Origin of the sequence: Bradyrhizobium sp. B025 (assembly GCF_042257955.1) — a bacterium.
In the GTDB taxonomy this organism is placed as follows: domain Bacteria; phylum Pseudomonadota; class Alphaproteobacteria; order Rhizobiales; family Xanthobacteraceae; genus Bradyrhizobium; species Bradyrhizobium diazoefficiens.
In genome coordinates, this window is record NZ_CP170150.1 from 543,233 (window position 1) to 565,739 (window position 22,507).

A 22,507-nucleotide genomic window follows, 5' to 3' on the forward strand; every position below is an offset into this window, starting at 1 on the left:
CCGTGCCCACCATCTCTCCAGGTATCCATACGCGAATGGTGGGCACGCTACGCTTTGCCCACCCTACGAGACCTCCCTCCACCCCTCGACGAACCCGCCCCCACGGCTTACCTGTGATGCCGTGCCGCCCCGCATCCACAAAATCCCGGCCGAGCCGGCCGCGCCGCTGCCCGACCGCTTCGAGGCGTGGTTCGCGGCGCGCGGCTGGTCGCCGCGCGCGCATCAACTGGCGCTGCTGGAGAAGGCGCGCGAGGACCGCTCCGCGCTGCTGATCGCGCCGACCGGCGCCGGCAAGACGCTGGCGGGATTTCTGCCGACGCTGGTGGAGCTTTCGACGCCGGCGGTCGAACGCGACGCCAGCGCCAGGCAAAGCCTCGTCTCCACCGGCCGCAGCGTGCAGCGTAGCGCTGGCCTCCACACGCTCTACATCTCGCCGCTCAAGGCGCTCGCCGTCGACATCGCGCGCAACCTGGAGCGACCGATCGCTGAGATGGCGCTGCCGATCAAGGTCGAGACCCGCACCGGCGACACGCCGGTGTCGCGGCGGCAGCGCCAGCGGCGCTATCCGCCTGATATCCTGCTGACGACGCCGGAGCAGCTCGCCCTTCTGCTCTCCTCCGACGACGCCCCGTTCCTGTTCTCCTCCTTGAAGCGCATCGTGCTGGACGAGCTGCACGCGCTGGTGACGTCCAAGCGCGGCGATCTGCTCTCGCTCGGGCTGGCGCGGTTGTGGCGGCTGGCGCCGCAGATCCGCGCGATCGGATTGTCGGCCACCGTGGCCGAGCCTGATCAGCTCGCGCGCTTCCTGGTGCCGCAGCCCGGCGACAAGGAAGTGGCCGCCGACATCGTGATCGCCGGCGGTGCCGCGCCGCCGCTGGTCGAGATGCTCGATACGCGCGAGCGGCTGCCCTGGGCCGGCCACGGGGCGCGCCACGCGCTCAGCGAGGTCTATGAGCTGATCAAGGCGAACAAGACCACGCTGGTCTTCGTCAACACCCGCAGCCAGGCCGAGATGCTGTTCCAGGATCTCTGGCGCATGAACGACGACGGGCTCGCGATCGCGCTGCATCACGGCTCGCTCGACGTAGCCCAGCGCCGCAAGGTCGAGGACGCGATGTCGGCAGGTAAGCTGCGCGCCGTGGTCTGCACCTCCTCGCTCGACCTCGGCGTCGACTGGGGCGACGTCGATCTCGTCGTCAATATCGGCGCGCCCAAGGGCTCGTCGCGCCTGATGCAACGCATCGGCCGCGCCAATCACCGCCTCGACGAGGCCTCGCGCGCGGTGCTGGTGCCGGCCAACCGTTTCGAGGTGCTGGAGTGCCGTGTCGCGATCGATGCCATCGCCGAGAATGCGCAGGACACGCCGCCGCTGCGCACCGGCGCGCTCGACGTGCTGGCCCAGCATGTGCTCGGCTGCGCCTGCGGCGAGCCGTTTCTCTCCGACGAGCTCTATGACGAGGTGCGCACTGCCGCGCCTTACGCCGGTCTGGCGCGGCAGGATTTTGACGATGTCGTCGATTTCGTCGCCTCCGGCGGTTACGCGCTGAAGACCTACGAGCGCTTCGCCCGCATCAGGCAGGATAAGCAGGGACGCTGGCGCGTCGCCAATCCAAAGGTGCGGCAGAGCTATCGTCTCAATGTCGGCACCATCGTCGAGGAGCCGATGCTGAAGGTGCGGTTGGTGCGTTCCCGCTCCACCGGCAGCGGTTCGACCGGCGCGATCGCGCGCGGCGGCCGCGTGCTCGGCGAGATCGAGGAATACTTTATCGAGGGGCTGACCGCCGGCGACACCTTTGTGTTCGGCGGCGAGGTCGTGCGCTACGAGGCGCTCGCCGAGGATCAGGTCTATGTTTCCCGCGCCAACGACAAGGATCCGAAGGTGCCGTCCTATATGGGCGGCAAGTTCCCGCTCTCGACCTATCTGGCGGAGCGTGTGCGCCGCCTGCTCGACGACAGGCGCGCATGGAACGGTCTGCCGGAGCAGGTGCGCGACTGGCTGTCGTTGCAGAAGGACGTCTCGCGCGTGCCGGGTGTCCGCGAGCTTCTGGTTGAGACCTTTCCACGCGGTAACAAGCATTATCTGATCTGCTATCCCTTCGAAGGGCGCCTCGCGCACCAGACGCTCGGCATGCTCTTGACGCGTCGTCTGGAGCGTGCCCGCGCCCGGCCGCTCGGCTTTGTCGCCAACGAATATGCGGTGGCGATCTGGGGGCTGGGCGACGCCTCCTTCATGATCCGCAACGGTGAGCTCAATCTCGACGCGCTGTTCAACCCCGACATGCTGGGGGACGATCTCGAAGCATGGCTGGCCGAATCCGCGCTGATGAAGCGCACCTTCCGCAACTGCGCGCTGATCTCCGGCCTGATCGAGCGCCGCTTCACCAATGAGGACAAGAGCCGCCGCCAGGTGCTGTTCTCGACCGATCTCGTCTACGACGTGCTGCGCAAGCACCAGGCCGATCACGTCTTGCTGCGCGCCGCCCGCGCCGATGCCGCCACCGGGCTGCTCGACCTGCGCCGTCTCGGCGGCATGCTGGCCCGCATCCAGGGCCGTATCACCCACCGGGAACTCGACCACGTCTCCCCGCTCGCCGTCCCCGTGATGCTGGAAATCGGCCGCGAGTCAGTCTATGGCGAAGCTGCAGACGAGCTCCTGGCCGAAGCCGCCGACGAGCTGGTCAAAGAGGCGATGGGATAAGAGCAGGTTTTGACGTGACGGCAGGCGCGCTGGTTTCAGGAGATGTCGAGGACATGCGCGTTTCCAGAGTCACCATCAGCGATGTGACGTTCGCCGCCGATCTCTCCGGCGCCCTGTTCTGGGAAGAGCAGCGCCTGCTCGTCGTCTCCGACCTGCATCTCGAAAAAGGCTCGAGCTTCGCCAGCCGCGGCGTGTTGCTGCCGCCTTACGATACGATCGCGACACTCGGCCGGCTCGCTGCTGTCATCTCCCGCCATGATCCGCGCACCGTCATCGCGCTTGGCGACAGTTTTCACGATCGCACCGCGCATGAGCGACTCTCCGCTGAGGATCGCGACGCCGTCGCCGGACTCCAATCCGGTCGCGACTGGATCTGGATCTCCGGCAACCACGATCCGATGCTGCCGCGCGATCTCGGCGGCACCGTCGCCGACGAGGTCGCGATCGGTCCGATCACGTTCCGCCACGAGCCGACCGGCGCGCATGGCGAGATCGCCGGCCATCTCCATCCCAAGGCCCGCGTCTCCGCGCGCGGCCGTTCGATGGAGCGCCGCTGCTTCGCCAGTGACGGGATGCGCGCCGTGATGCCCGCCTTCGGCGCCTATGCCGGCGGCCTCAGCATCCGCGACGCGGCGTTTGCAAAGATCTTCCCGAAGAACGGTTTTGTCGCCCATCTGCTCGGCGACCGCCGCGTCCACGCCATCGCCGCGTCGCGGTGTTATTGAGCTGAACACTCTTGCCACGCACACCGCTGCGCTCCCTCTCCCGCTTGCGGGGGAGGGCTGGGGTGGGGGTGTCTCCGCGTCGGGATTGCCAGGGATTGCGGAGAACGTCCCTGCGTGGCGAGAGCCCTCACTCGCCGCGCTCGGGACGATGCTTCGCATCGCCCGGGGCGCGTCGGCCTCTCCCGCAAGCGGGAGAGGCGGAGCAAACCCGCGGACAATCCTCGTGAAATTCACATGCGATAGCCCCCCGCAAGGGGGGAGGGAACAGACCGACCTCGTGGCGACTAGGCCGCCTTCGCCTGCACGTTATCGCAGAACTCCGCGAGTCGATCCGCGAGCCGCAGCGTTGCCGGGCTCGCATCCGGCGCAGCCATCAGCGCCACCTCGGTCTTGTTGATTGGCGCAAAGCCGTCCTTCGCGGTCAGCACGCGATGATCGGCCTGGATCGACATCTCGGACAGGATGCTCAGCCCCATGCCGGCGGCGACCGCGGCCTGGATGCCGGCGAGGCTCGATGACGTGTAGGCCATGTGCCAGGTGCGGCCCGCGCTCTCCAGCGCGTGGATGGCGCCGGCGCGATAGAGGCAGCCCAGCGGAAAGCCGATCAGCGGCACCGACGGCGCGCCCGCGTCGATCGGATGGCTCTTGCTGGTGACCCAGTGCACCCGCTCCGGCCACACCGCGATCGCGCCCTTTTCGCCGGCCTCGCGCTTGTAAAGCGCCAGATCAAGCTCGCCGCGTTCGAGATCGCGGGCGAGGTTCTTGCTCTGGTCGGCGCGGACGTCGAGCCGCAGGCCGGGATGCGAGCGCGAGAACGTCGCCAGCAATTTCGCCAGGCGATAGGCCGCAAAATCCTCGGGAATGCCGAGCCGGATCGCGCCTTCGCTGTCGGGCTGGCTCAGCACGTCGCGCGCCTCTTCCGCAAGCGAGAGCAGCCGCCGGGCGTAGGACAGCAACCGCTCGCCGGCTTCGGTGGGACGCACGTCCTTGCCGTCGCGGTGCAGGAGCACCTGGCCGACATCCTCCTCCAGCCGCTTGATCTGCTGGCTGACGGTCGATTGCGTGCGGTGGACGCGCTCGCCGGCGCGGGTGAAGCCACCGGCCTCGACGACCGAGACGAAGCTGCGCAGAAGCTCGAGATCGAGCATGGGCGCCTCCATTCGAAAATCCACTGATTGGAAGTTAATCATTTAATTTCCAAATGGCAAGCGGCCTCCCTAGATCGAGGGCCAGAAGAAAACATCCGAGAATGCCCTCATGTCGCTCGCCCCCTCGATTCCCGTTCCCCGCAGCCGCTTCAACACGCTGCCGCTCGCCATCGGCCTGTTCTGCCTGCTCTGGAGCTATGCCTTCGTCGCCGGCAAGATCGGCGTCACCCATTGCCCGCCGCTGATCCTGCTCGCCGCGCGCTTCTCGCTCGCCGGCATTTTGATCCTCGGTGCGACGCTGATCCGCGGCGACAGCTGGTCCTTGTCCTGGCGCGATGCCGCGATCTTCGCCGTGCTCGGCATCGCCAACAACGCGCTCTATCTCGGCCTCGGCTACACCGGCCTGCAATCGGTCTCCGCGGGGCTCGGCGGCCTGATCGTGTCGGCCAATCCGGTGTTCACCGCGGCGCTCGCTGCATTGTTGCTCGGCGAAGGCATGACCTGGCGCAAGGCGGGCGGTCTCCTGCTCGGCGTCATCGGCGTGACGGCAATCGTCTGGCACCGCCTGTCGGTCGGCACCGATTCATGGCACGGCATCGTCTTCACGCTTGCCTCGCTTGCCTCCATCGTCCTCGGCACGATCCTGTTCAAGCTGCTCGCGCCGAAGGGGAGCCTGTGGATCGGCAACGGCGTGCAGAATCTCGCAGCGGGCATCGTGCTGACGCCGGTCGCGCTCACCTTCGCCGACGTCCACGCGATCGATGTCACCCCAAGCCTGATCGGCGCCTTCGCCTTCCTCGTGCTCGGCGGCTCGATCCTGGCCTACTGGCTCTGGTTTCATCTCCTGAAAGTGTGTGGCGCCACCGCTGCCAGCGCCTATCATTTCCTGATGCCGCCGCTCGGCATGCTGTTCGCCTTCCTCGTGCTCGGCGAGCATGTCGAGGCCCGCGACCTGCTCGGCATCATCCCGGTCGCACTCGGCATCTATCTGGTGACCCGGCCGGCCAAGTCGCCTTCGTCAAAGCCGCTTCCGTCAAAGGCCGCATCGTAAGGAAGGTTCATCATGCCCATCTCCATCACCCTGATCGGCGGCCCGACCGCGCTGATCGAGATCGACGGCTTCCGTCTCCTCACCGACCCGACCTTCGATGCGCCAGGCGCGTACCAGCTGCCGCATGTGAAGCTGGAGAAGACGATCGGGCCCGCGTTGACAGCCGATATGATCGGTCCGGTCGATGCGGTCCTGCTCAGCCACGACCAGCATTCGGACAATCTCGACAATTCCGGTCGCGAGTTTCTCAAACATGCGAAGCGCGTGCTGACGACAGAGGCCGGCGCCAGGCGCCTCGGCGGCCATGCCGAAGGCCTTGCGCCCTGGGCGACCTCGCATGTGAAGGATCGTGACGGCAATTCACTGACCATCACCGCGACGCCGGCGCGTCACGGTCCTGCCGGCATCGAGCCGCTGTCGGGCGATGTCATCGGCTTCGTGGTGTCCTCAAACCGCAAGGACACAAGCGCGGTCTATATCAGTGGCGACACCACCTGGTTCGACGGCGTTGCCGAGGTCGCCCGCCGCTTCAAATGCCGCGTGGTGCTGCCCTTTGCCGGCGCTGCGCAGACGCGCGGGCCGTTCCATCTCACCATGGACACCAACGACACCATCGAGACCGCACGGGCCTTTCCCGATGCGATGATCGTGCCGCTGCATACCGAAGGCTGGGCGCATTTCCGCCAGAACAGCGAGGACCTGCGCAAGACCTTCGACGTGCTCGGTTTCGGGACGCGATTGCGATTGCTGGAGCCGGGCGTGCCGACGGTGATCGAGGCGCCGTGATGGAGGTCGTCGTTCCGGGGCGACGCGAAGCTCGAGCCCGGAATCCATCGCGCCGCCTACTCCGCCGATCGATGGATTCCGGGTTCGCGCTACGCGCGCCCCGGAATGTCAGTCTCAATCCTTCCGGAACACGATCGACGCCATCCACCCCGTCATCAGCGCCATGGCCGCGGTGGCGAGGCCGTAGATCAGGCCGTTCTGTCGCGCGGTCGTCGCGACGAACTGCTCGAAACCGACCTTGACGATCTCGAAGGCGGTTTCGGTTCTGCCGATGAATGCGCCGCCCGCGAACAGCTTGATCTCGACCTCATAGGTGCCGATCGGCACTTCCGCCGGCAGCGGAATGCCGGTGCGGAACAGCGTCGGTGTCAGGAACGTCACGGCGCTCGCATCCTCGCGATAGAGGCCGCGCTGGGTGCGCAGGCGGATGAAGGCGGAGCGGAATGCGTCGTTCGGCACCACGTCGGCATAATCGCCGCTGACGCGCTGGGTCAGCCGCACGTTGTTCAGCCCGATCTGCTGCCGCCGTGCGATGTCGGGCGAGGTGATGACGTCGAACGGACGGTTGGCGAACAGCGCCAGATAGCTCGGCACCTGCAGGAATTGCCGGTAGTCGGTGTTGATCCAGATGCCGAAGGTGCGTTCTTTCCGCCGTGTCACCATGTCGGCGTGCGGGCCCATCACGGTGACCACGAGGTCGTAAGCCGTGCGGTCCGCGGGCGTCGTGGCGTCCTTCTCGACCGAGCCGAACAGCACCAGCTCCTCGCCGGAATAATTCGGCGTCACCGTGACGCGGTGGTTGGAGACCGACACGATCAGCCGCTCGGCCCGCGCGGCGCTGCCGAGCAGCAGGACGAGAACGATTGCGAGCAGCGCGCGAATCATCCGCTCACTCCGAGCTCACGGATGGTGAAGAGATCCTCCGGCCGGATCACCAGCTCGATCGCAAAGCGGACGCCGACCGAGAGGATCAAGAGGCCCAGCAGCAAACGAAGCTGCTCGCCGCGGATCTTCTGGCCGGCACGTGCGCCGAACTGCGCGCCGGTGACGCCGCCGACCATCAGGATCAGCGCCAGGACGGCATCGACGAGGTGGTTGGTCACCGCATGCAGCATGGTTGCGAACAGCATGGTGACCAGGGTCAGGACCATCGACGTCCCGATCACCGTCGAGGTCGGCACTCGCAGCAGGTAGATCATGATCGGCACCAGGATGAAGCCGCCGCCGATGCCCATGATGGCGCCGATAAAGCCGATCATGGTGCCGACGATCAAGACGGGGATCACCGAGAGATAGATCTTCGAGCGCTTGAACCGCATCTTCAGCGGCAGGCCATGGATCCAGTTGTGCGTACGCCGCGGCGGCACCGTGCCGCGCCGCGTCCGCATCAGGGCGCGCAGGCCTTCGGAGAACATCAGGCTGCCGACGGTGGTGAGCAGCACGACGTAGGACAGCGCGATCATCAGATCGAGCTGGCCGAGCGCGCGGAGCTGCGTGAAGGTCCACACCCCCAATGCTGTGCCGGTCACGCCGCCGCAGAGCAGCACGCTCGCCAGCGCCGGATCGATCGCGCGCCGCCGCCAGTAGGAGATCGCGCCGGAAAAGGAGGACGCCGCGATGTGGCTAGCGACCGAGGCGACCGCGACCGCCGGCGTGATGCCGATGAAGATCAACAGCGGCGTCATCAGGAAGCCGCCGCCGATCCCGAACATGCCGGAGACGAAGCCGACCGCAGCGCCCATCGCCAGCACCAGGAAGACGTTGACCGGAAGATCGGCGATCGGAAGGTAGAGCTGCATTGAACCACGCACCGGCCAGACGGATCGATTGCCGCGTCCCTCAATAGCGGAATTCGCTGTCGAGCGGATCAGGAATTTTGGGCGTGGTGAATGGGTGTGAGGAGTGTGATGAGATTGGGCGTGATCGTTGCGACAATGGAGGTGCGCTCCCTCCCCCGCTTGCGGGGGAGGGCTGGGGAGAGGGTGTCTCCGCAGTGAGACTCCCCAAGAGGATAAAGCCCTCACCCGGCGCTCTTGCGAGCGCCGACCTCTCCCGCAAGCGGGAGAGGTGCACCGAGCCCGTGGCCCGCTTGGTTCAATCTAATGCTATGCGGCTCAGTGCGCCGCTGACGCCGACCGCTTCGTCGCGACCGGCTTCGGCGCGGGCTTGGCGTTCGCCTGCGGCGCGCTGTCCCAGCCGCCGTTCGGGGCGGGGACGTTGACGGCATCGTCGGGTTGCGGTTCGGCGCTGAAAGTCTGGATCGCGAGCTTGGCGGCGGCGAGCGATTGCGGATCGAGGCGCTTGGCGACGTCGTCGCGCTTGCCGGCGGCGTCCGCATCGCCCTGGGCGGCTGCCAGGCTGAACCATTTGTAGGACTCGGCGAGGTTCTGCTCGACGCCGATGCCGCGGGCATAGAGGATGCCGAGATTGAACTGGCTGTCGGCGACGCCGCGGTCGGCCGCTTTCCTGAACCACTGCGCCGCGCTCTTGTAATTGGCGCCGCGTCCGCCGCCGTCGGCATCGAGCACAGCGAGATTGTGCATCGCCTTGGCGTTGCCGCGCTCGGCGGCCTGCGTGTAGTAGCGGCGGGCGATGTCGGCGTCCTTCTTCACCCCGAGGCCCTTTTCGTAGAGCGTGCCGAGGCGGAAGGTTGCGGGCATCACGCCGGCCTGCGCCGCGCGGTCGTACCATTTCGCAGCTTCGTCGTAGTTCGCAGCGACGCCCTTGCCTTCGGCAAAGCGCACGGCGATCTCGTAGGCGGCGGTGGCATCGCCCTTCATCGCGGCGGTGCGCAAGCCTGGGCCGCCGATAGCGTCGGGCAGTTTCTCGCTCGGCGGCACCTGGACGAGGCCGAGTCGCGCGCGGCTGGCCCCCGACAGCGCGCCGGTGACGTCGCTGGCGGCAGGCGGTACGGCCGCCGGAGCGGGCGGGATTTCAACCGAGGCCGAGCCGCCGGAATTGGGCGTGGAAGCCGGCGCGGCATTGTTCTGGGATTGCCGTCCGATCGGCGTCGGCGAGGTCATCGAGGGCGTGACCTGCTCGGGTATGGCGGGCTTGGTCTCGACCGGAGGCGGCGAAGCCTGTGGCGCGGGCTCGCTCACCGAATTCTCCATCGCCTGCGGCGCCGGCGGCGTGCTGCCGCCATCGAGCAGGTTCATCGCCATCTTGAAGGTGCCGAGCACGATCACGACCACGCTCGCGCCGACCAGCAGCGAGCGGATCTTCGAGGTGATGGTCGAGGCGCCTTCCTGGCCCTTGTCCTTGGCGCGGGCGATTGCGGCCTTGGCGCCCCGGGCCGGCTTCTCGGGCGGCTGCGCGGCGGCGGCCTGGGCGGCGCGGCGCGCGGCCGCGATGAAGCTCGACGACGACACCGGCTCCTTTGGAGCAGTGGGAATTCCGCTGATCGCGCTCTCGGAGGCGGCAATGCGCTCCGACGGCGTGGCGACGCGTCCGCCCGGCCGCGTGCCAGGCTCGAGCGGATGATCCGGCGGCAATTCCGGCGCCAACGCGGCGCGGGCGGGCGCCGTATGCGGCTCCAGGATTTCACTGATCGCGCGCGGCGGCAAGGGTGGTGCGGCTTGCGGTGCCGTCGGCGCCATCGGGACCGGCGGCGGAGCGGCAGGTGCCGCGGCGGCGTGGAATTCGCGCGGCGCGGCCACGAAGGCAGAATGCGCCGGCTGCTGCATGGCGGCCGGATTCGGCAGCTCAGGCTTCGGATCGTATTTCGGCTGCTGTGCTTGCTGCCGAGGTTCGCGCGCCATCGGCGCGGGCTCCGCGGGCGCAGCCATCGGCATCGGCTGCGGCGCAGGGGCCGGCGGCGCGGTGCGCACCGCGCGCAGATCGCCCTCGATCATCGAGAGGCGGTCGACGACGTGGCCGAGCGCGCTGTGAACGGCTTCGAGCGAGTCCTGGGTGCTGCGGTTGGTTTCGGCCTGGCTGAAGCGAATGTCGGAGAGCTCGCGCTTGACGAGATCGACCATGCCGGAATCGGGGGACGGCGCCGAACTGCGGCTCTCGGCGAGCGCGGAATAGGTCGCCTGCTGCCGTTCGAGATGGCGCAGGATGTCGTGCAGCCCGTCCTCGACGCGGCTGAGATTGGTGTTGCGCGGATCGGAGGCAGCTTCGATCCGCTCCAGCAGATAGGAGACGCGCTGTTCGAGATGCGCAAAGGTCGAGGCCGAATCGCTGCCGACCTGCATACGGTCGAAACGATCCGACAGCGCACGGATTGCGGCCTCGAGGTGCTCGGTGCTCTCGGCGGGCTGAGGCCGCTCGCGCGTCTCCAGCGCGGCGGTGAGTGCCGCGATGCGCTGCTCGAGCACGGCAAAGCTGTCGCCGGGGCCGGACGAGCGGGTGATCTGGTCGACCTTGGACGACAACAGCTGCACGTCCTCGGACAGCCGTGCCAGCGCTTCGTTGGAGGCGACGTTGGAGACGATGCCGCGCAGCGCCGAGATCGCGCCTTCGAGCTGGCGCACCGTGGACGGATCGTCATTGGCGCGCAGGATCAGATCGAGCTTGGCGCCGAGATTGCGGATCGCCTCGTCATAGCCGGTGAGCTGCTCGGCCGGCGTCAGCGTGCGCAGCACCTGCTTGATGTCGGACAGCGCGTGCTCGATGCCTGACAGAACCTGGCCGTCGGTGCCGGACGAGCGGGTCTCGTCGATGCGACGGTGCAACGAACGGATTTCGTTTTCGATCGATTCGATCGCGCGGCGCGGCATCGCCTCGGTGATGGCGTGGCGGATCTCCGCGAGCTCGCTGCGGAAAGCGTTGATCGCCTGCTCGGTATTGTCGGGGCGCTGGAGCGACTCGATCTGGCTCGTGATCTTGAGCAGATGGCGCTCGAGCGACGAGAAATCCGGCCCCGGCTGCGGTGGCGGCGGAGCGTAGGCAGGCGCGGGTGGCGCCATCGGCGCGGCGAAAGGAGCTGCCGCGGGCGCAATCGACGGCGCGGCGCGCGGCGGCATCTGCCTGGGCGCAAAGCCGTCGAGCTCGCTCTGCCGTGCCGTGATCTCGGCGACGGCAACGTCGAACGAGGCGGGGCTCAGCGGCGGCGAACTGCGATAGACCTGCGCGGCCGCGCGCTCGACCGCATCGGCCTGGCGCTGGCGCGTCTCGACGGGCGCGGGCCGCGGAGACTGCGGTTGCAGCTGCTGCGGCTTTGAGATTTGCGACAGGCGCGCATCGAGCCGCGAGATCGCGTCGTTGAGCTGGCGTGCGACGCCCTGCTCGCGCGAGACCTCTTGTCGTGAAGAGTCCTGGCGAGGGGTGGGCTTCGAAATCCGTTCGATCTGCTGGGTGATCGCGTCGAGCCGCTGGTGGATATCGGCGACTTCGCGGCTTTCCGGACTCGGTACCTGGTTCGGCATGTGCTGCGGACGCTGCTCGTAAGGTCCGCGAAAGTTTGGCGGGGCAGTTTCGCCGAGCGTGGAATTCAGCCAATCGTTGAGTGACATGCCGGCTCTGCGCGCAGCAGCTTCGGCCCGCTCCCGGACGGAGGGATCGATGCCGTCAACACTCCACGATACGCGCGAATTCATGACTCTGTCCGGTTCCGACTTCGGCGCCCCACCCGGCGACTCCAGCCTTCCCACGCGTGCCGGTTGCAAAGACAATCGGATTTGGCGCGGGTCGTCTGCCTCGAAAACCGACTTTTGTCTGTTACGGTAAATAACGGGTTAAGGAACGCGGGCCCGGTGTCTTAAAGTTGGGCGGCGGGAACCCAATGAACTGAACCTCAGCTTTCGCCGCATAGTCGGAGCGCTCCCTCCCCCGCCTGCGGGGGAGGGCTGGGGAGAGGGTGCTTCCGCAATCGAGGATCCCCAAGAGGAGAAAGCCCTCACCCGCGCCTTCGGCGCGACCTCTCCCGCAAGCGGGAGAGGTGACGGGCACCGCCGAGGCCGATCTAGCCCTCAGCCCTTCCCCTCGCGCTTGCCGTCCTCCAGCGGCACCACCGTGCCCTTGCCGCTCATCGTCGACAGCGCCTCGAGTGTCTCTTCGCAAAAGTCGGCCACCATCTGCTCGTGGCGGGCGCCGAGGCGGAGCAGGAGCAGGTTGCCGAGATCGAGCCGGCCCTCCGCCGTGCCGTCCGGAAATCGCTTTTTCAGAATCCGCTCATAGTTCGCGTGGCGGTCGCGGTGGTGCTCCAGCCGGGCCATCAGATCGGTGCGAAGCGGTTCGATATCGATGCTGTCGAGCGCATGCAGCCGCACCAGCAGATCGTCCTTGGTCGAGGCTGGCGTGCTTGGCCGCGCGGCCCAGTGCCGCAGCGCTGTTCTCCCCTCGGGGGTGAGCGTATAAACCAGCTTGTTGGGCTTGCCTGTCTGCACGACCTCGCGGCCCTGGATGTAGCCGCGGTCGCGCAGCTTGGAGAGCTCGCGATAGATCTGCTGATGGTCGGCCTTCCAGAAGAAGCCGATCGAGGAATCGAACGTCTTGGCCAGCTCGTAGCCCGTCATCGGACGTTCCGTCAGGCATGCGAGGATTGCGTCGCCCAGTGCCATGACACCGGCCTCCCTTCTTCGACCTTGACCAACCAGCTTGACTTTATGCGCATCTGCGCATATGCGTCAATGTGCATATGAGGCAGCTTCGGAGCGGGCCAAAGACCCGCCCCGAAGATCAAGCAAAATCAACCTCTTCGCTACTGTGCATGGGGTTGTTTTCGCGTTTTTTGCCCAGGCCTTTAGGGAGGCGCCCGAGAATGACCGGCCTCGATTCCTGGTACGGCTATATGAAGTCCCATGACCGCAAGGCGCTCTGGGACCTGCTCCATCCCGATGCCGTGTTCGAAAGTCCTGTGGTGCATTCGCCCCAGCGCGGCCGCGACATCACCTTCAAATATCTGTCGAGCGCCGAGAAGGTCCTCGGCGGTCCCGGCTTCGCCTATGTCGGCGAGTGGACGAGCGCCAATGGCGCCGTCCTCGAGTTCAAGACCATGATCGACGGCATCGAGATCAACGGCGTCGACATCATCACTTTCGATTCCGAGGGACGCATCACGCATTTCAAGGTGATGGTGCGTCCGCTCAAGGCGATCAACATGCTGCACCGCCTGATGGCGGAGCAGCTTGCCGCCCCATCATGACCCTGCCCTGAGGTTGCAGAAGCAGCTAAGCTTGCTGGCAGAGGCTGCGCCGCAGGAATCACGCGAACATCGTCACTTCAAGCCCCAATGACTTCAAGGTACCTGCCGGGAGACCACCATGCCGATCTATAAAGCCCCCGTCGAAGACGTGAATTTCCTGCTCAACGACGTCTTCCAGATCGATCGTTACGACAATCTGCCCGGCTTCTCCGATGCGTCCAGCGACGTGCGCGAGGCGATCCTGGGCGAAGCCGCCAAGCTCGCCGAAGAGGTGCTTCAACCGCTCAACCGCGTCGGCGATCTCGAAGGCTGCAAGCGCGCCGATGACGGCAGTGTCACCACGCCGAAGGGCTTCAAGGACGCGTTCAAGCAGGTTGTCGAGGGCGGCTGGCTTGGCCTGTCGGCTCCGACCGAGTTCGGCGGGCAGGGCCTGCCGGTGACGCTCTCCCAGGCGGTCAACGAATTCCAGATCTCCGCCAACATGGCGTTCTCGATGTATGGCGGCCTCACCATGGGGGCGACCGCAGCCCTGATCGTGCACGGCAGCCCCGAGCAGAAGAAGACCTATGTGCCGAAGATGGTGGCGGGCGAATGGACCGGCACCATGAACCTGACCGAGCCGCATTGCGGCACCGATCTCGGCATGCTCCGCACCAAGGCGGTGCGCCAGCCCGACGGCAGCTTCAAGATCACGGGCACCAAGATCTTCATCTCCGCTGGTGAGCACGACCTTGCCGACAACATCATCCACCTCGTGCTCGCCCGCATTGAGGGCGCGCCTAGCGGCATCAAGGGCGTGTCGCTGTTCGTGGTGCCGAAATTCCTGGTGAATGCCGACGGTTCGGTCGGCGCCCGCAACGGCGTGGTCTGCGGCTCGATCGAGCACAAGATGGGCATCCACGGCAATTCCACCTGCGTGATGAACTACGACAGCGCCACCGGCTGGCTGATCGGCGAAGAGAACAAGGGCATGCAGGGCATGTTCGTGATGATGAACGAGGCCCGCCTCGGCGTCGCCGTGCAGGGTCTCGCGCAGTCCGAGGTCGCCTATCAGAACGCCGTCGCCTATGCCCGCGAGCGCATCCAGGGCCGTTCCCTGACCGGCACCAAGGCGCCGGACAAGCCGGCCGATCCGATCATCGTGCATCCCGACGTGCGCCGCACGCTGCTCTCGATCCGCGCCTTCAACGAGGCCGCGCGCGCCTTCGTGATGTGGACCGCGCTGAAGAGCGACGTCGCTCACCGGTCGGAGGATGCCAAGGACCGTCAGGCCGCCGACGACCATATGGGCCTGATGACGCCGGTGCTGAAGGGCTTCCTCACCGATTACGGCTTCGCCAACGCTGTCCAGGCGCAGCAGATGTATGGCGGCCACGGCTACATCGCCGAGCAGGGCATGGAGCAGTTTGTACGCGATGCGCGTATTGCGATGATCTATGAAGGCGCCAACGGCATCCAGGCGCTCGACCTCGTCGGCCGCAAGCTGCCGCGCGACGGCGGCCGCGCCATCATGGCCTTCTTCGGCGAGGTCATGGCCTTCGCCAAGGAGAACGGCGGCGACGAGGCGCTAAAACCCTTCATCACCCCGCTCTCGGCTTCGCTCGGCCATCTCCAGCAGGCCACCACCTGGCTGATGCAGAATGCGATGATGAAGCCGGACAATGCGGGTGCTGCCGCAACCGATTACCTGCATCTCTTCGGCTTCGTCGCGCTCGGCTACATGTGGGCGAAGATGGCCAAGGTGACCAATGCCAAGATTGCCGAGAGCGGGGCGACGCCCTATCTCTCGACCAAGCTCGTCACCGGCCGCTTCTTCATGGAGCGGATGTTGCCGGAGACCGCGGCCAATCTCGCGCGCATCCAGTCGGGCTGCGCCACCATCATGGAACTGCCGGCAGAAGCGTTCTGAGCATTTTCGCTTCACCAATAATGCCGATCGCGTCGCGGTCGTAACCAATAGCTGCAATCAGGAGGCTCCCATGGCAGATGCCTACATCTACGACCACGTCCGAACCCCGCGCGGCCGCGGCAAGGCGGACGGCGCGCTGCACGAAGTTACCGCGCTGGCGCTCGCCGCGGTGCCGTTGAAGGCGCTGAAGGACCGCAACAACCTGCCGGAAGATTGTGTCGACGACGTCGTGCTCGGCGTGGTCGATCCCGTCGGTGAAGCAGGCAGCGACATCGCGCGTTTCGCCGCGCTGAAGGCGGGCCTCGGCGAAGCCGTGCCAGGCGTGCAGATCAGCCGCTTCTGCGCCTCCGGTCTGGATGCCGTGAACTTTGCGGCCGCGCAGGTGATGAGCGGTCAGCATGAGCTCGTCATCGGCGGCGGCGCCGAATCGATGAGCCGCGTCGGCATCGGCGCCTCCGGCGGCGCCTGGCCGATGGATCCCTCGATGGCGGTGCCCGCCTATTTCATGCCGCAGGGCGTCTCGGCCGATCTGATCGCGACGAAGTACGGCTTCTCGCGTGACGACGTCGACGCTTACGCCGTGCAGAGCCAGCAGCGCGCCGGCAAGGCCTGGGACGAAGGCCGCTTCAATAAGTCGGTCGTGCCGGTGAAGGACATCAACGGCCTCACCATCCTCGCCAAGGACGAGCACATGCGTCCTTCGACGACGATGCAGTCGCTGGCGCAGCTTCAGCCGGCGTTCACGATGATGGCGCAGATGGGCGGCTTCGACGGCGTCGCGGTGCAGTCGCACCCCGAAATCGAGCGCGTCAATTACGTGCACCACGCCGGCAACTCGTCGGGCATCGTCGACGGCGCCGGCGCCGTGCTGCTCGGCAGCAAGGACGCGGGCAGCAAATACGGCCTGAAGCCGCGCGCAAAAATCCGCGCGTTTGCGAACATCGGCTCCGAGCCCGCGATGATGCTGACCGGTCCGGTCGACGTCACCGAGAAGCTGTTCGCGCGCTCCGGCATGAAGAAGTCGGACATCGACCTGTTCGAGCTCAACGAGGCCTTCGCCTCGGTCGTGCTGCGCTACATCCAGGCCTTCGATATCGACAACGCCAAGATCAACGTCAACGGCGGCGCGATCGCGCTCGGCCATCCGCTTGGCGCGACCGGTGCGATGATCCTCGGCACCGTGCTCGACGAGCTCGAGCGCACCAACAAGTCCACTGCGCTGGTGACGCTGTGCATCGGCGGCGGCATGGGCACCGCGACCATCATCGAGCGCGTCTAAGGCGAAGGGGAGCAACCAACATGGCTTACAAGAATTTCAAGGTTGAAACCGACGCCGACGGCATCGCGCTCGTCACCTGGGACATCCCGGGCCGTTCGATGAACGTGCTCGACGAAACCTCGACCAGCGAGCTCGATGCGATCGTCAAGGCGACCACCGCCGACGCCGCGGTGAAGGGCATCGTCATCACCTCGGCCAAGGAGGCGTTCTGCGCTGGCGCCGATCTGTCGATGCTCGAGGGCATGAACCAGGCCTACGCCAAGGTCTTCAGGGAGCAGGGCGAGACCGCCGCGAACCAGATGCTGTTCGAGCAGAGCCGGCGCTTCTCGCAGGTGCTGCGCTCGATCGAGACCTCCGGCAAGCCGTGGGCGGCCGCGATCAACGGCCTCGCGCTCGGCGGCGGTTTCGAGATCACGCTGTGCTGCCACTATCGTGTGGCGGCGGAAAATCCCAAGACGCGCCTCGGCCTGCCCGAGGTTAAGGTCGGCCTGTTCCCCGGCGCCGGAGGCACGCAGCGCGTGCCGCGCCTGGTGCCGCCGCAGGATGCGATGACCATTCTGCTCAAGGGCGATCCGGTCACGGTCGAGAAGGCCAAGGCACTCAATCTGATCCACGCCATCGTTCCGGCCGCTGACCTTATCAAGGCCGCGAAAGACTGGATCAAGGGCGGCGGCAAGGCCGTCGCGCCCTGGGACGAGAAGGGCTTCAAGCTGCCCGGCGGTCCGGTGTTCTCCAAGGCCGGCATGATGATGTTCCCGGCCGGCAACGCGATCTATCGCCGCGAGACCTACGACAACTATCCGGCCGCGCGCGCGATCATGAGCTGCGTCTATGAAGGCCTGCAGCTGCCGATCGACGCCGCGCTGCGGGTCGAGTCGCGCTACTTCACCTCGGTGCTGCGCTCCAAGGAGGCGGCCGCGATGATCCGCAGCCTGTTCCTGTCGATGCAGGAGCTCAACAAGGGCGCGCGTCGTCCGAAGGACGTGCCTGCAACCAAGGTGAAGAAGATCGCCGTGATCGGCGCCGGCTTCATGGGCGCGAGCGTCGGCTACGTCTCCGCGCGTGCCGGCCTCGACGTGGTCCTGATCGATCGCGACCAGGAAAGCGCCAACAAGGGCAAGGCGCATGCACAGAAGGTGATCGAGGAGCAGATCAAGAAGGGCCGCGCCAAGCCCAATGATGCCGAAGCGCTGCTCGCGCGCATCACGCCTACGGCCGACTATGCAGCTCTGAAGGACGTCGACCTCGTCATCGAGGCCGTGTTCGAGGACCGCAAGGTCAAGGCGGAGACGTTCGCCAAGGCGCAGGAATATCTGAAGCCGGACGTTATCTTCGCGTCGAACACCTCGACGCTGCCGATCACCTCGCTCGCGGAAGCCTTCAAGGACCAGGGCAAGTTCGTCGGCATCCATTTCTTCTCGCCGGTCGAGAAGATGATGCTGGTCGAGATCATCCTCGGCAAGAACACCGGCGATGTCGCGCTCGCGACCGCGCTCGACTATGTCCGGCAGATCGGCAAGACGCCGATCGTGGTCAACGACAGCCGTGGCTTCTTCGCCAACCGTTGCGTCGGCCGCTACGTCGCCGAAGGCAACGAGATGTTCCTGGAAGGCGTGCCACCGGCGATGATCGAGAACTGCGCCAAGATGGCCGGCATGCCGGTCGGCCCGCTCTCGCTGTCGGACGAAGTCGCGCTCGACCTCGGCCTCAAGATCATGAAGGCGACGGAAGCCGATCTCGGTCCGAACGCCATCAACCCCGATCAGAAGAAGCTGATGGTGGAGATGGTCGAGAAGCAGGGCCGACTCGGCCGCAAGAACAGCAAGGGCTTCTACGACTATCCCGAGAAGGGCAAGGGTCAGAAGAGCCTGTGGCCGGGCCTCTCGGCGCTCCAGCCGAAGCAGCTCGACCCCGACACGCTCGACGTCGAGGAGCTGAAGCAGCGCTTCCTGGTGGTGCAAGCGGTGGAAGCCGCGCGCACGGTGGAGGACCACGTCATCACCGATCCGCGCGAAGCGGATGTCGGCTCGATCCTCGGCTTCGGCTTCGCGCCGTTCACCGGCGGCACGCTGTCCTACATCGACTTCATGGGCACGAAGAAGTTCGTCGAGCTCTGCCACAAGCTGGAAGCGAAATACGGCTCGCGCTTCACGCCGCCGAAGCTCCTTGAGGAGATGGCGGCGAAGGGCGAAACCTTCTACGGCCGCTTCGCGCCGAAGAAGGCGGCGGCCTGATCACCCAAGGCCATTTGAGAACAAAGGCCGGATCGTCGATCCGGCCTTTTTGTTGTGTGCCGAGTATGAGCGACAGCTTGGAGGTGGAAGTCCTCTATCCAGCCTGATGGCGGCGAAGGATTAGCGAAGCGCAAGGGCGTCATCGTGAGGTGGGGTCTGAAGAAAGCGTGGAGCAAAGCCGCGGCCCGATGGACAAACACCGGATAACGAGGCCTACCCGGCCGGACGAGCGAGCAATTGATCGCGAAGTCCAAGGTCATCAAAGGTCGGGGTGGTAAATTCGGCGGGCGTGCGGTGAAGGCGGTCGGTCTTACCTCGGGAGGTCTGCGCTGTGTCTCGGCAACGAGACTGAGACCGTCGCAAGACGGCCTGACCGCAGCGCAGAAGTCAGCCGAGGGCGTAGTAGGCGGCAGCGCGCCGCTGAAGGCCTGAACGGTGGAAGTGGTCAGTAGAGCGGCGATCTCGTGCGAGCCATGCGGCAGAAGAATCAGGTCGAGCTGAACTTGAGCCCCGGAGCGGAGGGTGAAGCCCGAAGCGCCGGCGCCCGAGAGCCTGAAGCGCGTGCGGCGGAAGTCTGTCTCGAACGCCCGGCGGTCGCAGGACCGTCGATGGAAGACGTTGTCGAGAGTGAGAATCTGAAGGCAGCGTTGGCGCAAGTAAAGCGCAACAAGGGCGCGGCGGGCGTCGACGGGATGACCGTCGGCGAGCTGTCAGCCCACCTGAAGGAGCACTGGCCTGCGATCCGAGCCCAGTTGCTTGACGGCACCTACAAGCCACAGCCGGTGCGGCGGGTGGAGATACCGAAGGCGTCGGGCGGCCTGCGGCCGCTCGGCATTCCGACGGTGCTCGACCGCTTGATCCAGCAGGCGGTGATGCAGGTGCTGCAGGCGGATTGGGATAGGACGTTCGCCGAGACGAGCTTCGGCTTTCGGCCGGGGCGCTCGGCACATCGGGCGGTGGAACGGGCGCAGGCGTACATTGCGGCCGGCCACAGCATCGTGGTGGACATCGACCTGGAGAAGTTCTTTGACCGGGTCAACCACGACATCCTGATGGGACTGGTTGCCAAGCGGGTTGCTGACAAGCGCATCCTGAAGCTCATCCGCGCCTTCCTGAATGCGGGTGTGTTGGAAGGAGGGCTGGTCAGTCCGACGGAAGAGGGCACGCCGCAGGGCGGTCCGCTCTCGCCGCTGTTGTCGAACCTGATGCTGGATGTGCTGGACAAGGAACTGGAGAAGCGCGGCCACCGCTTCGTGCGTTACGCCGACGACTGCAACATCTACGTGCGCAGTCAGCGGGCGGGCGAACGGGTGCTGGCTGGCGTCGAGAGGTTCCTCGAAAAGCGCCTCAAGCTCAAGATCAACAAAGCGAAGAGCGCGGTTGCCAAACCGAGTGTTCGCAAGTTCCTGGGCTTCAGCTTCACCGGCGGGCAAGAACCGCGGCGGCGCATCGCGCCGCAGGCACTCGCCCGCTTCAAGGCGAAGGTTCGGGAGCTCACGCGACGCACGCGTGGTCGATGCCTCGTGCAGATCGCCAAAGAACTGTCGACCTACCTGATTGGGTGGCACGGCTACTTCGGCTTCTGTCAAACCCCGTCGGTGTTGCGCGTGCTTGACCAGTGGATCAGGCGACGGTTGCGCGCCGTTGCCTGGAAGCAATGGAAGTATGGACCCGCTCGCTTTGCCGAGTTGCGACGCCGCGGCGTCGGCCGGGATCTGGCGGCGCAAACCGCCGGCAGCCCACGTGGCCCTTGGCGGCTCGCGAACAGCCCCGCGCTCACCATTGCTCTGCCAAACGGCTTCTTTGCCTCACTCGGCTTGGCTTCCGTCGCGGCACGGCGACCCGCATAATCCGCTGAACCGCCGGATACGGACCCGTATGTCCGGTGGTGTGGGAGGGGCGGAGCCGCGAGGCTTCCCCCTATCCCGATTGGGGAGACGTCATCACGGTTGCGTCAGGAGGTTCCCGATCTGTGGAACCGGTCACAGAATTCGCGTAGGAACCGTGCCAGAGTCCCCGCTGCCGCGGTGTCGCGCAATTGTCATAGGCGCGCCAAAGCGGCGCCGTTCTTTTGCTCGGCCCTGGCACTAGTCTTGCTGCGGGTCAGGGTCACGAACCCGGTTGGGACGCTTGCCGATCCATCGGCGAGTTGAAGAGAAAATAAGAAAGTGTCCTTGATGAACTCCTTGGTGCTGCGGAAGACCGCGCTTGGTCGCGATCTCACCGCGAAATACACTGTTGCGCCCGCGAATGGCCGCCTGTCGCCGCAACAAAAGCCGGCGCGCCTGCGCCGCAAGGGCCCGGTGCTTTGGGCAGCCTTGGCGTTACTTGTGCTCGCGGTGGATTTTCTGCTCGCCTGTCTCGCCTGGCTCGCCGTCGATTTCGTCATGGGATGAGACGTGGCGCGCGTGCAGCACATAGGCTGCCGCGAAATAGGCGAGCTGGCAGACGGCAAGACAGATGGCAATGACGATCACGCCCGCCATCATCCCGAATTCGTAAGCGCGCAGAATTATCGCCGAGAACACTGCGATCAACGGTGAGATCACAACCAGCGCCCAGATCTTGAAAACGCAACCTGTCGCGATTCCCACCAACGCACTTGCGACGATCAGGACGAAGGCAATCGTCAAGTTCAACTCCGATGAGAGCCCAAAAAATCTTCAAACAATTCAGCCAAGCTCGCCCGCTTTGCGAGTGCTGACAAGACAGCACTACTTACGTTTGGCGAACAGTAGTTCATAAGTCAAACTAAGGTACGATGATCCGGCGCAATGGGGTCGCTCCCGCGCCGCCCGGCAGCATAAAAAGAAAGGCCGAATCGTCGGTCCGGCCTTTCGCTGCTTGCGTCTTGCGAGCGCTTACTTTGCCTGCGCGAGGCCTTCCTTCCTCAGCGCCTCCTGCACCTGTGGCCGTGCCGCGACGCGGGTCTTGTAGGCGGTGAGGTTGGGCATCGCCGAAAGATCAAACTTCATCCGGTCGGCCCAGGTCAGCATCGTGAAGAGATAGCCGTCGGCAACCGTGAACTGCTTGCCCATCAGGTAGTCGCGACCGGCGAGCTGGCTGTCGATGTATTTCAGCTTACCCATGACGCGGTCCTTGAAGAACGCCTTGGCCTCGTCGTTCAGCGCCGGTGCGAACATCGGGCCGAAGCTCTTGTGCACCTCCGAGGTGAGGAAGTTCAGCCATTCGAGCAGCTTGTAGCGCTCGGCGCTGCCGTGGGCCGGCGCCAGCGCCTTGGCAGAAGCCTGGTCGGCGATCATCTGGACAATCACCGGGCCTTCGGTCACGATCTCACCGCTGTCGAGCCCCAGCGCAGGGACCTGCCCCTTGGGGTTCAGCTTCAGATAATCCTCACCATTTTCGAGCTTCTTGGCCCGGATATCGACCTTGACCAGCTCGTAAGGCAGGCCGGCTTCGAGGAGTGCGATGTGGGGGGACAGGGAGCAGGCGCCGGGCGAGTAATAGAGTTTCATGGAATTTCCTCCTCTTGTTGCTTGGCTTGGGCGAATGAACGCCTACATGCAGCTGCATGCAATAGTCAAGATTGATGCAGGTGCATCGAGTAGGGTAAGAGACGGGCGACG

The 22,507-nt window shown here is 65.7% G+C and carries 16 protein-coding genes; 9 read left to right on the plus strand and 7 right to left on the minus strand.

The features are described 5' to 3' along the window. Positions 1–121 precede the first annotated feature (121 nt). Both ACE10W_RS02515 and pdeM read left to right on the plus strand, forming a co-directional pair. Complete coding sequence (locus ACE10W_RS02515) at positions 122–2,698, plus strand: ligase-associated DNA damage response DEXH box helicase (RefSeq protein ID WP_304550654.1); 2,577 nt, start codon at positions 122–124, stop codon at positions 2,696–2,698. 53 nt (positions 2,699–2,751) lie between these two features. Beyond that, positions 2,752–3,423, plus strand: a complete 672-nt coding sequence (gene pdeM / locus ACE10W_RS02520; protein WP_304550656.1) for a ligase-associated DNA damage response endonuclease PdeM — start codon at positions 2,752–2,754, stop codon at positions 3,421–3,423. A 284-nt stretch (positions 3,424–3,707) separates the two neighbouring features. Here the strand turns inward: pdeM and ACE10W_RS02525 are convergent, their stop codons facing one another. Continuing rightward, positions 3,708–4,571 (minus strand): LysR family transcriptional regulator, encoded by an 864-nt coding sequence (locus ACE10W_RS02525; protein WP_028172817.1) that lies wholly within the window; start codon positions 4,569–4,571, stop codon positions 3,708–3,710. Between the two features lie 109 nt (positions 4,572–4,680). Here ACE10W_RS02525 and ACE10W_RS02530 point away from each other — a divergent pair, with 109 nt between their 5' ends. Together ACE10W_RS02530 and ACE10W_RS02535 are read left to right on the plus strand one after the other, a co-directional pair. Continuing rightward, the gene (locus ACE10W_RS02530; protein WP_028172818.1) at positions 4,681–5,622 is read left to right on the plus strand and encodes a DMT family transporter; all 942 of its coding nucleotides are present in this window, start codon (positions 4,681–4,683) and stop codon (positions 5,620–5,622) included. A 12-nt stretch (positions 5,623–5,634) separates the two neighbouring features. Further along, positions 5,635–6,408, plus strand: a complete 774-nt coding sequence (locus tag ACE10W_RS02535) for an MBL fold metallo-hydrolase (RefSeq protein ID WP_304550658.1) — start codon at positions 5,635–5,637, stop codon at positions 6,406–6,408. Between the two features lie 114 nt (positions 6,409–6,522). On the opposite strand, the gene ACE10W_RS02540 is transcribed toward ACE10W_RS02535, so the two are convergent. The 4 genes from ACE10W_RS02540 to ACE10W_RS02555 form a co-directional block, all read right to left on the minus strand. After that, a complete protein-coding gene (locus tag ACE10W_RS02540) occupies positions 6,523–7,293 on the minus strand; it encodes a TIGR02186 family protein (RefSeq protein ID WP_161533076.1) in 771 nt (256 codons plus the stop codon). Continuing rightward, positions 7,290–8,207 (minus strand): sulfite exporter TauE/SafE family protein, encoded by a 918-nt coding sequence (locus ACE10W_RS02545; RefSeq protein WP_028172821.1) that lies wholly within the window; start codon positions 8,205–8,207, stop codon positions 7,290–7,292. Before ACE10W_RS02545 ends, ACE10W_RS02540 begins: the two co-directional genes overlap by 4 nt. A gap of 315 nt (positions 8,208–8,522) precedes the next feature. Continuing rightward, positions 8,523–11,951, minus strand: a complete 3,429-nt coding sequence (locus tag ACE10W_RS02550; protein WP_304550661.1) for a tetratricopeptide repeat protein — start codon at positions 11,949–11,951, stop codon at positions 8,523–8,525. Positions 11,952–12,323: 372 nt separating this feature from the next. Then, on the minus strand, positions 12,324–12,914 hold the full coding sequence (locus ACE10W_RS02555; protein ID WP_304550663.1) for a PadR family transcriptional regulator: 591 nt from the start codon (positions 12,912–12,914) through the stop codon (positions 12,324–12,326). Positions 12,915–13,114: 200 nt separating this feature from the next. On the opposite strand from ACE10W_RS02555, the gene ACE10W_RS02560 reads away from it, so the two are divergent. The 5 genes from ACE10W_RS02560 (at position 13,115) to ltrA (ending at position 20,770) form a co-directional block, all read left to right on the plus strand. Beyond that, a complete protein-coding gene (locus ACE10W_RS02560; RefSeq protein ID WP_304550665.1) occupies positions 13,115–13,498 on the plus strand; it encodes a nuclear transport factor 2 family protein in 384 nt (127 codons plus the stop codon). Between the two features lie 118 nt (positions 13,499–13,616). Beyond that, entirely contained in the window at positions 13,617–15,407 is a 1,791-nt protein-coding gene (locus ACE10W_RS02565) for an acyl-CoA dehydrogenase C-terminal domain-containing protein (protein WP_271556931.1), read from the plus strand. A 70-nt stretch (positions 15,408–15,477) separates the two neighbouring features. Beyond that, positions 15,478–16,686: an acetyl-CoA C-acetyltransferase gene (locus ACE10W_RS02570; RefSeq protein ID WP_011083978.1), complete on the plus strand. Its 1,209-nt coding sequence runs from the start codon at positions 15,478–15,480 to the stop codon at positions 16,684–16,686. 20 nt (positions 16,687–16,706) lie between these two features. Then, entirely contained in the window at positions 16,707–18,920 is a 2,214-nt protein-coding gene (locus ACE10W_RS02575) for an FAD-dependent oxidoreductase (protein ID WP_304550670.1), read from the plus strand. Between the two features lie 608 nt (positions 18,921–19,528). Further along, a complete protein-coding gene (gene ltrA / locus ACE10W_RS02580; protein WP_232208763.1) occupies positions 19,529–20,770 on the plus strand; it encodes a group II intron reverse transcriptase/maturase in 1,242 nt (413 codons plus the stop codon). 474 nt (positions 20,771–21,244) lie between these two features. Here the strand turns inward: ltrA and ACE10W_RS02585 are convergent, their stop codons facing one another. Then, positions 21,245–21,553: a hypothetical protein gene (locus ACE10W_RS02585; protein ID WP_038965291.1), complete on the minus strand. Its 309-nt coding sequence runs from the start codon at positions 21,551–21,553 to the stop codon at positions 21,245–21,247. A gap of 228 nt (positions 21,554–21,781) precedes the next feature. Then, the gene (gstA, locus tag ACE10W_RS02590; protein WP_011083981.1) at positions 21,782–22,396 is read right to left on the minus strand and encodes a glutathione transferase GstA; all 615 of its coding nucleotides are present in this window, start codon (positions 22,394–22,396) and stop codon (positions 21,782–21,784) included. Positions 22,397–22,507 lie beyond the last annotated feature (111 nt).

What these genes read in the sequence shown, in the direction of transcription:
- pdeM (WP_304550656.1), top strand. Translation starts at nt 2,752, where the DNA reads ATGCGCGTTTCCAGAGTCACCATCAGCGATGTGACGTTCGCCGCCGAT.
- ACE10W_RS02525 (WP_028172817.1), bottom strand. Translation starts at nt 4,571, where the DNA reads ATGCTCGATCTCGAGCTTCTGCGCAGCTTCGTCTCGGTCGTCGAGGCC.
- ACE10W_RS02530 (WP_028172818.1), top strand. Translation starts at nt 4,681, where the DNA reads ATGTCGCTCGCCCCCTCGATTCCCGTTCCCCGCAGCCGCTTCAACACG.
- ACE10W_RS02535 (WP_304550658.1), top strand. Translation starts at nt 5,635, where the DNA reads ATGCCCATCTCCATCACCCTGATCGGCGGCCCGACCGCGCTGATCGAG.
- ACE10W_RS02540 (WP_161533076.1), bottom strand. Translation starts at nt 7,293, where the DNA reads ATGATTCGCGCGCTGCTCGCAATCGTTCTCGTCCTGCTGCTCGGCAGC.
- ACE10W_RS02545 (WP_028172821.1), bottom strand. Translation starts at nt 8,207, where the DNA reads ATGCAGCTCTACCTTCCGATCGCCGATCTTCCGGTCAACGTCTTCCTG.
- ACE10W_RS02550 (WP_304550661.1), bottom strand. Translation starts at nt 11,951, where the DNA reads ATGAATTCGCGCGTATCGTGGAGTGTTGACGGCATCGATCCCTCCGTC.
- ACE10W_RS02555 (WP_304550663.1), bottom strand. Translation starts at nt 12,914, where the DNA reads ATGGCACTGGGCGACGCAATCCTCGCATGCCTGACGGAACGTCCGATG.
- ACE10W_RS02560 (WP_304550665.1), top strand. Translation starts at nt 13,115, where the DNA reads ATGACCGGCCTCGATTCCTGGTACGGCTATATGAAGTCCCATGACCGC.
- ACE10W_RS02565 (WP_271556931.1), top strand. Translation starts at nt 13,617, where the DNA reads ATGCCGATCTATAAAGCCCCCGTCGAAGACGTGAATTTCCTGCTCAAC.
- ACE10W_RS02570 (WP_011083978.1), top strand. Translation starts at nt 15,478, where the DNA reads ATGGCAGATGCCTACATCTACGACCACGTCCGAACCCCGCGCGGCCGC.
- ACE10W_RS02575 (WP_304550670.1), top strand. Translation starts at nt 16,707, where the DNA reads ATGGCTTACAAGAATTTCAAGGTTGAAACCGACGCCGACGGCATCGCG.
- ltrA (WP_232208763.1), top strand. Translation starts at nt 19,529, where the DNA reads ATGGAAGACGTTGTCGAGAGTGAGAATCTGAAGGCAGCGTTGGCGCAA.
- gstA (WP_011083981.1), bottom strand. Translation starts at nt 22,396, where the DNA reads ATGAAACTCTATTACTCGCCCGGCGCCTGCTCCCTGTCCCCCCACATC.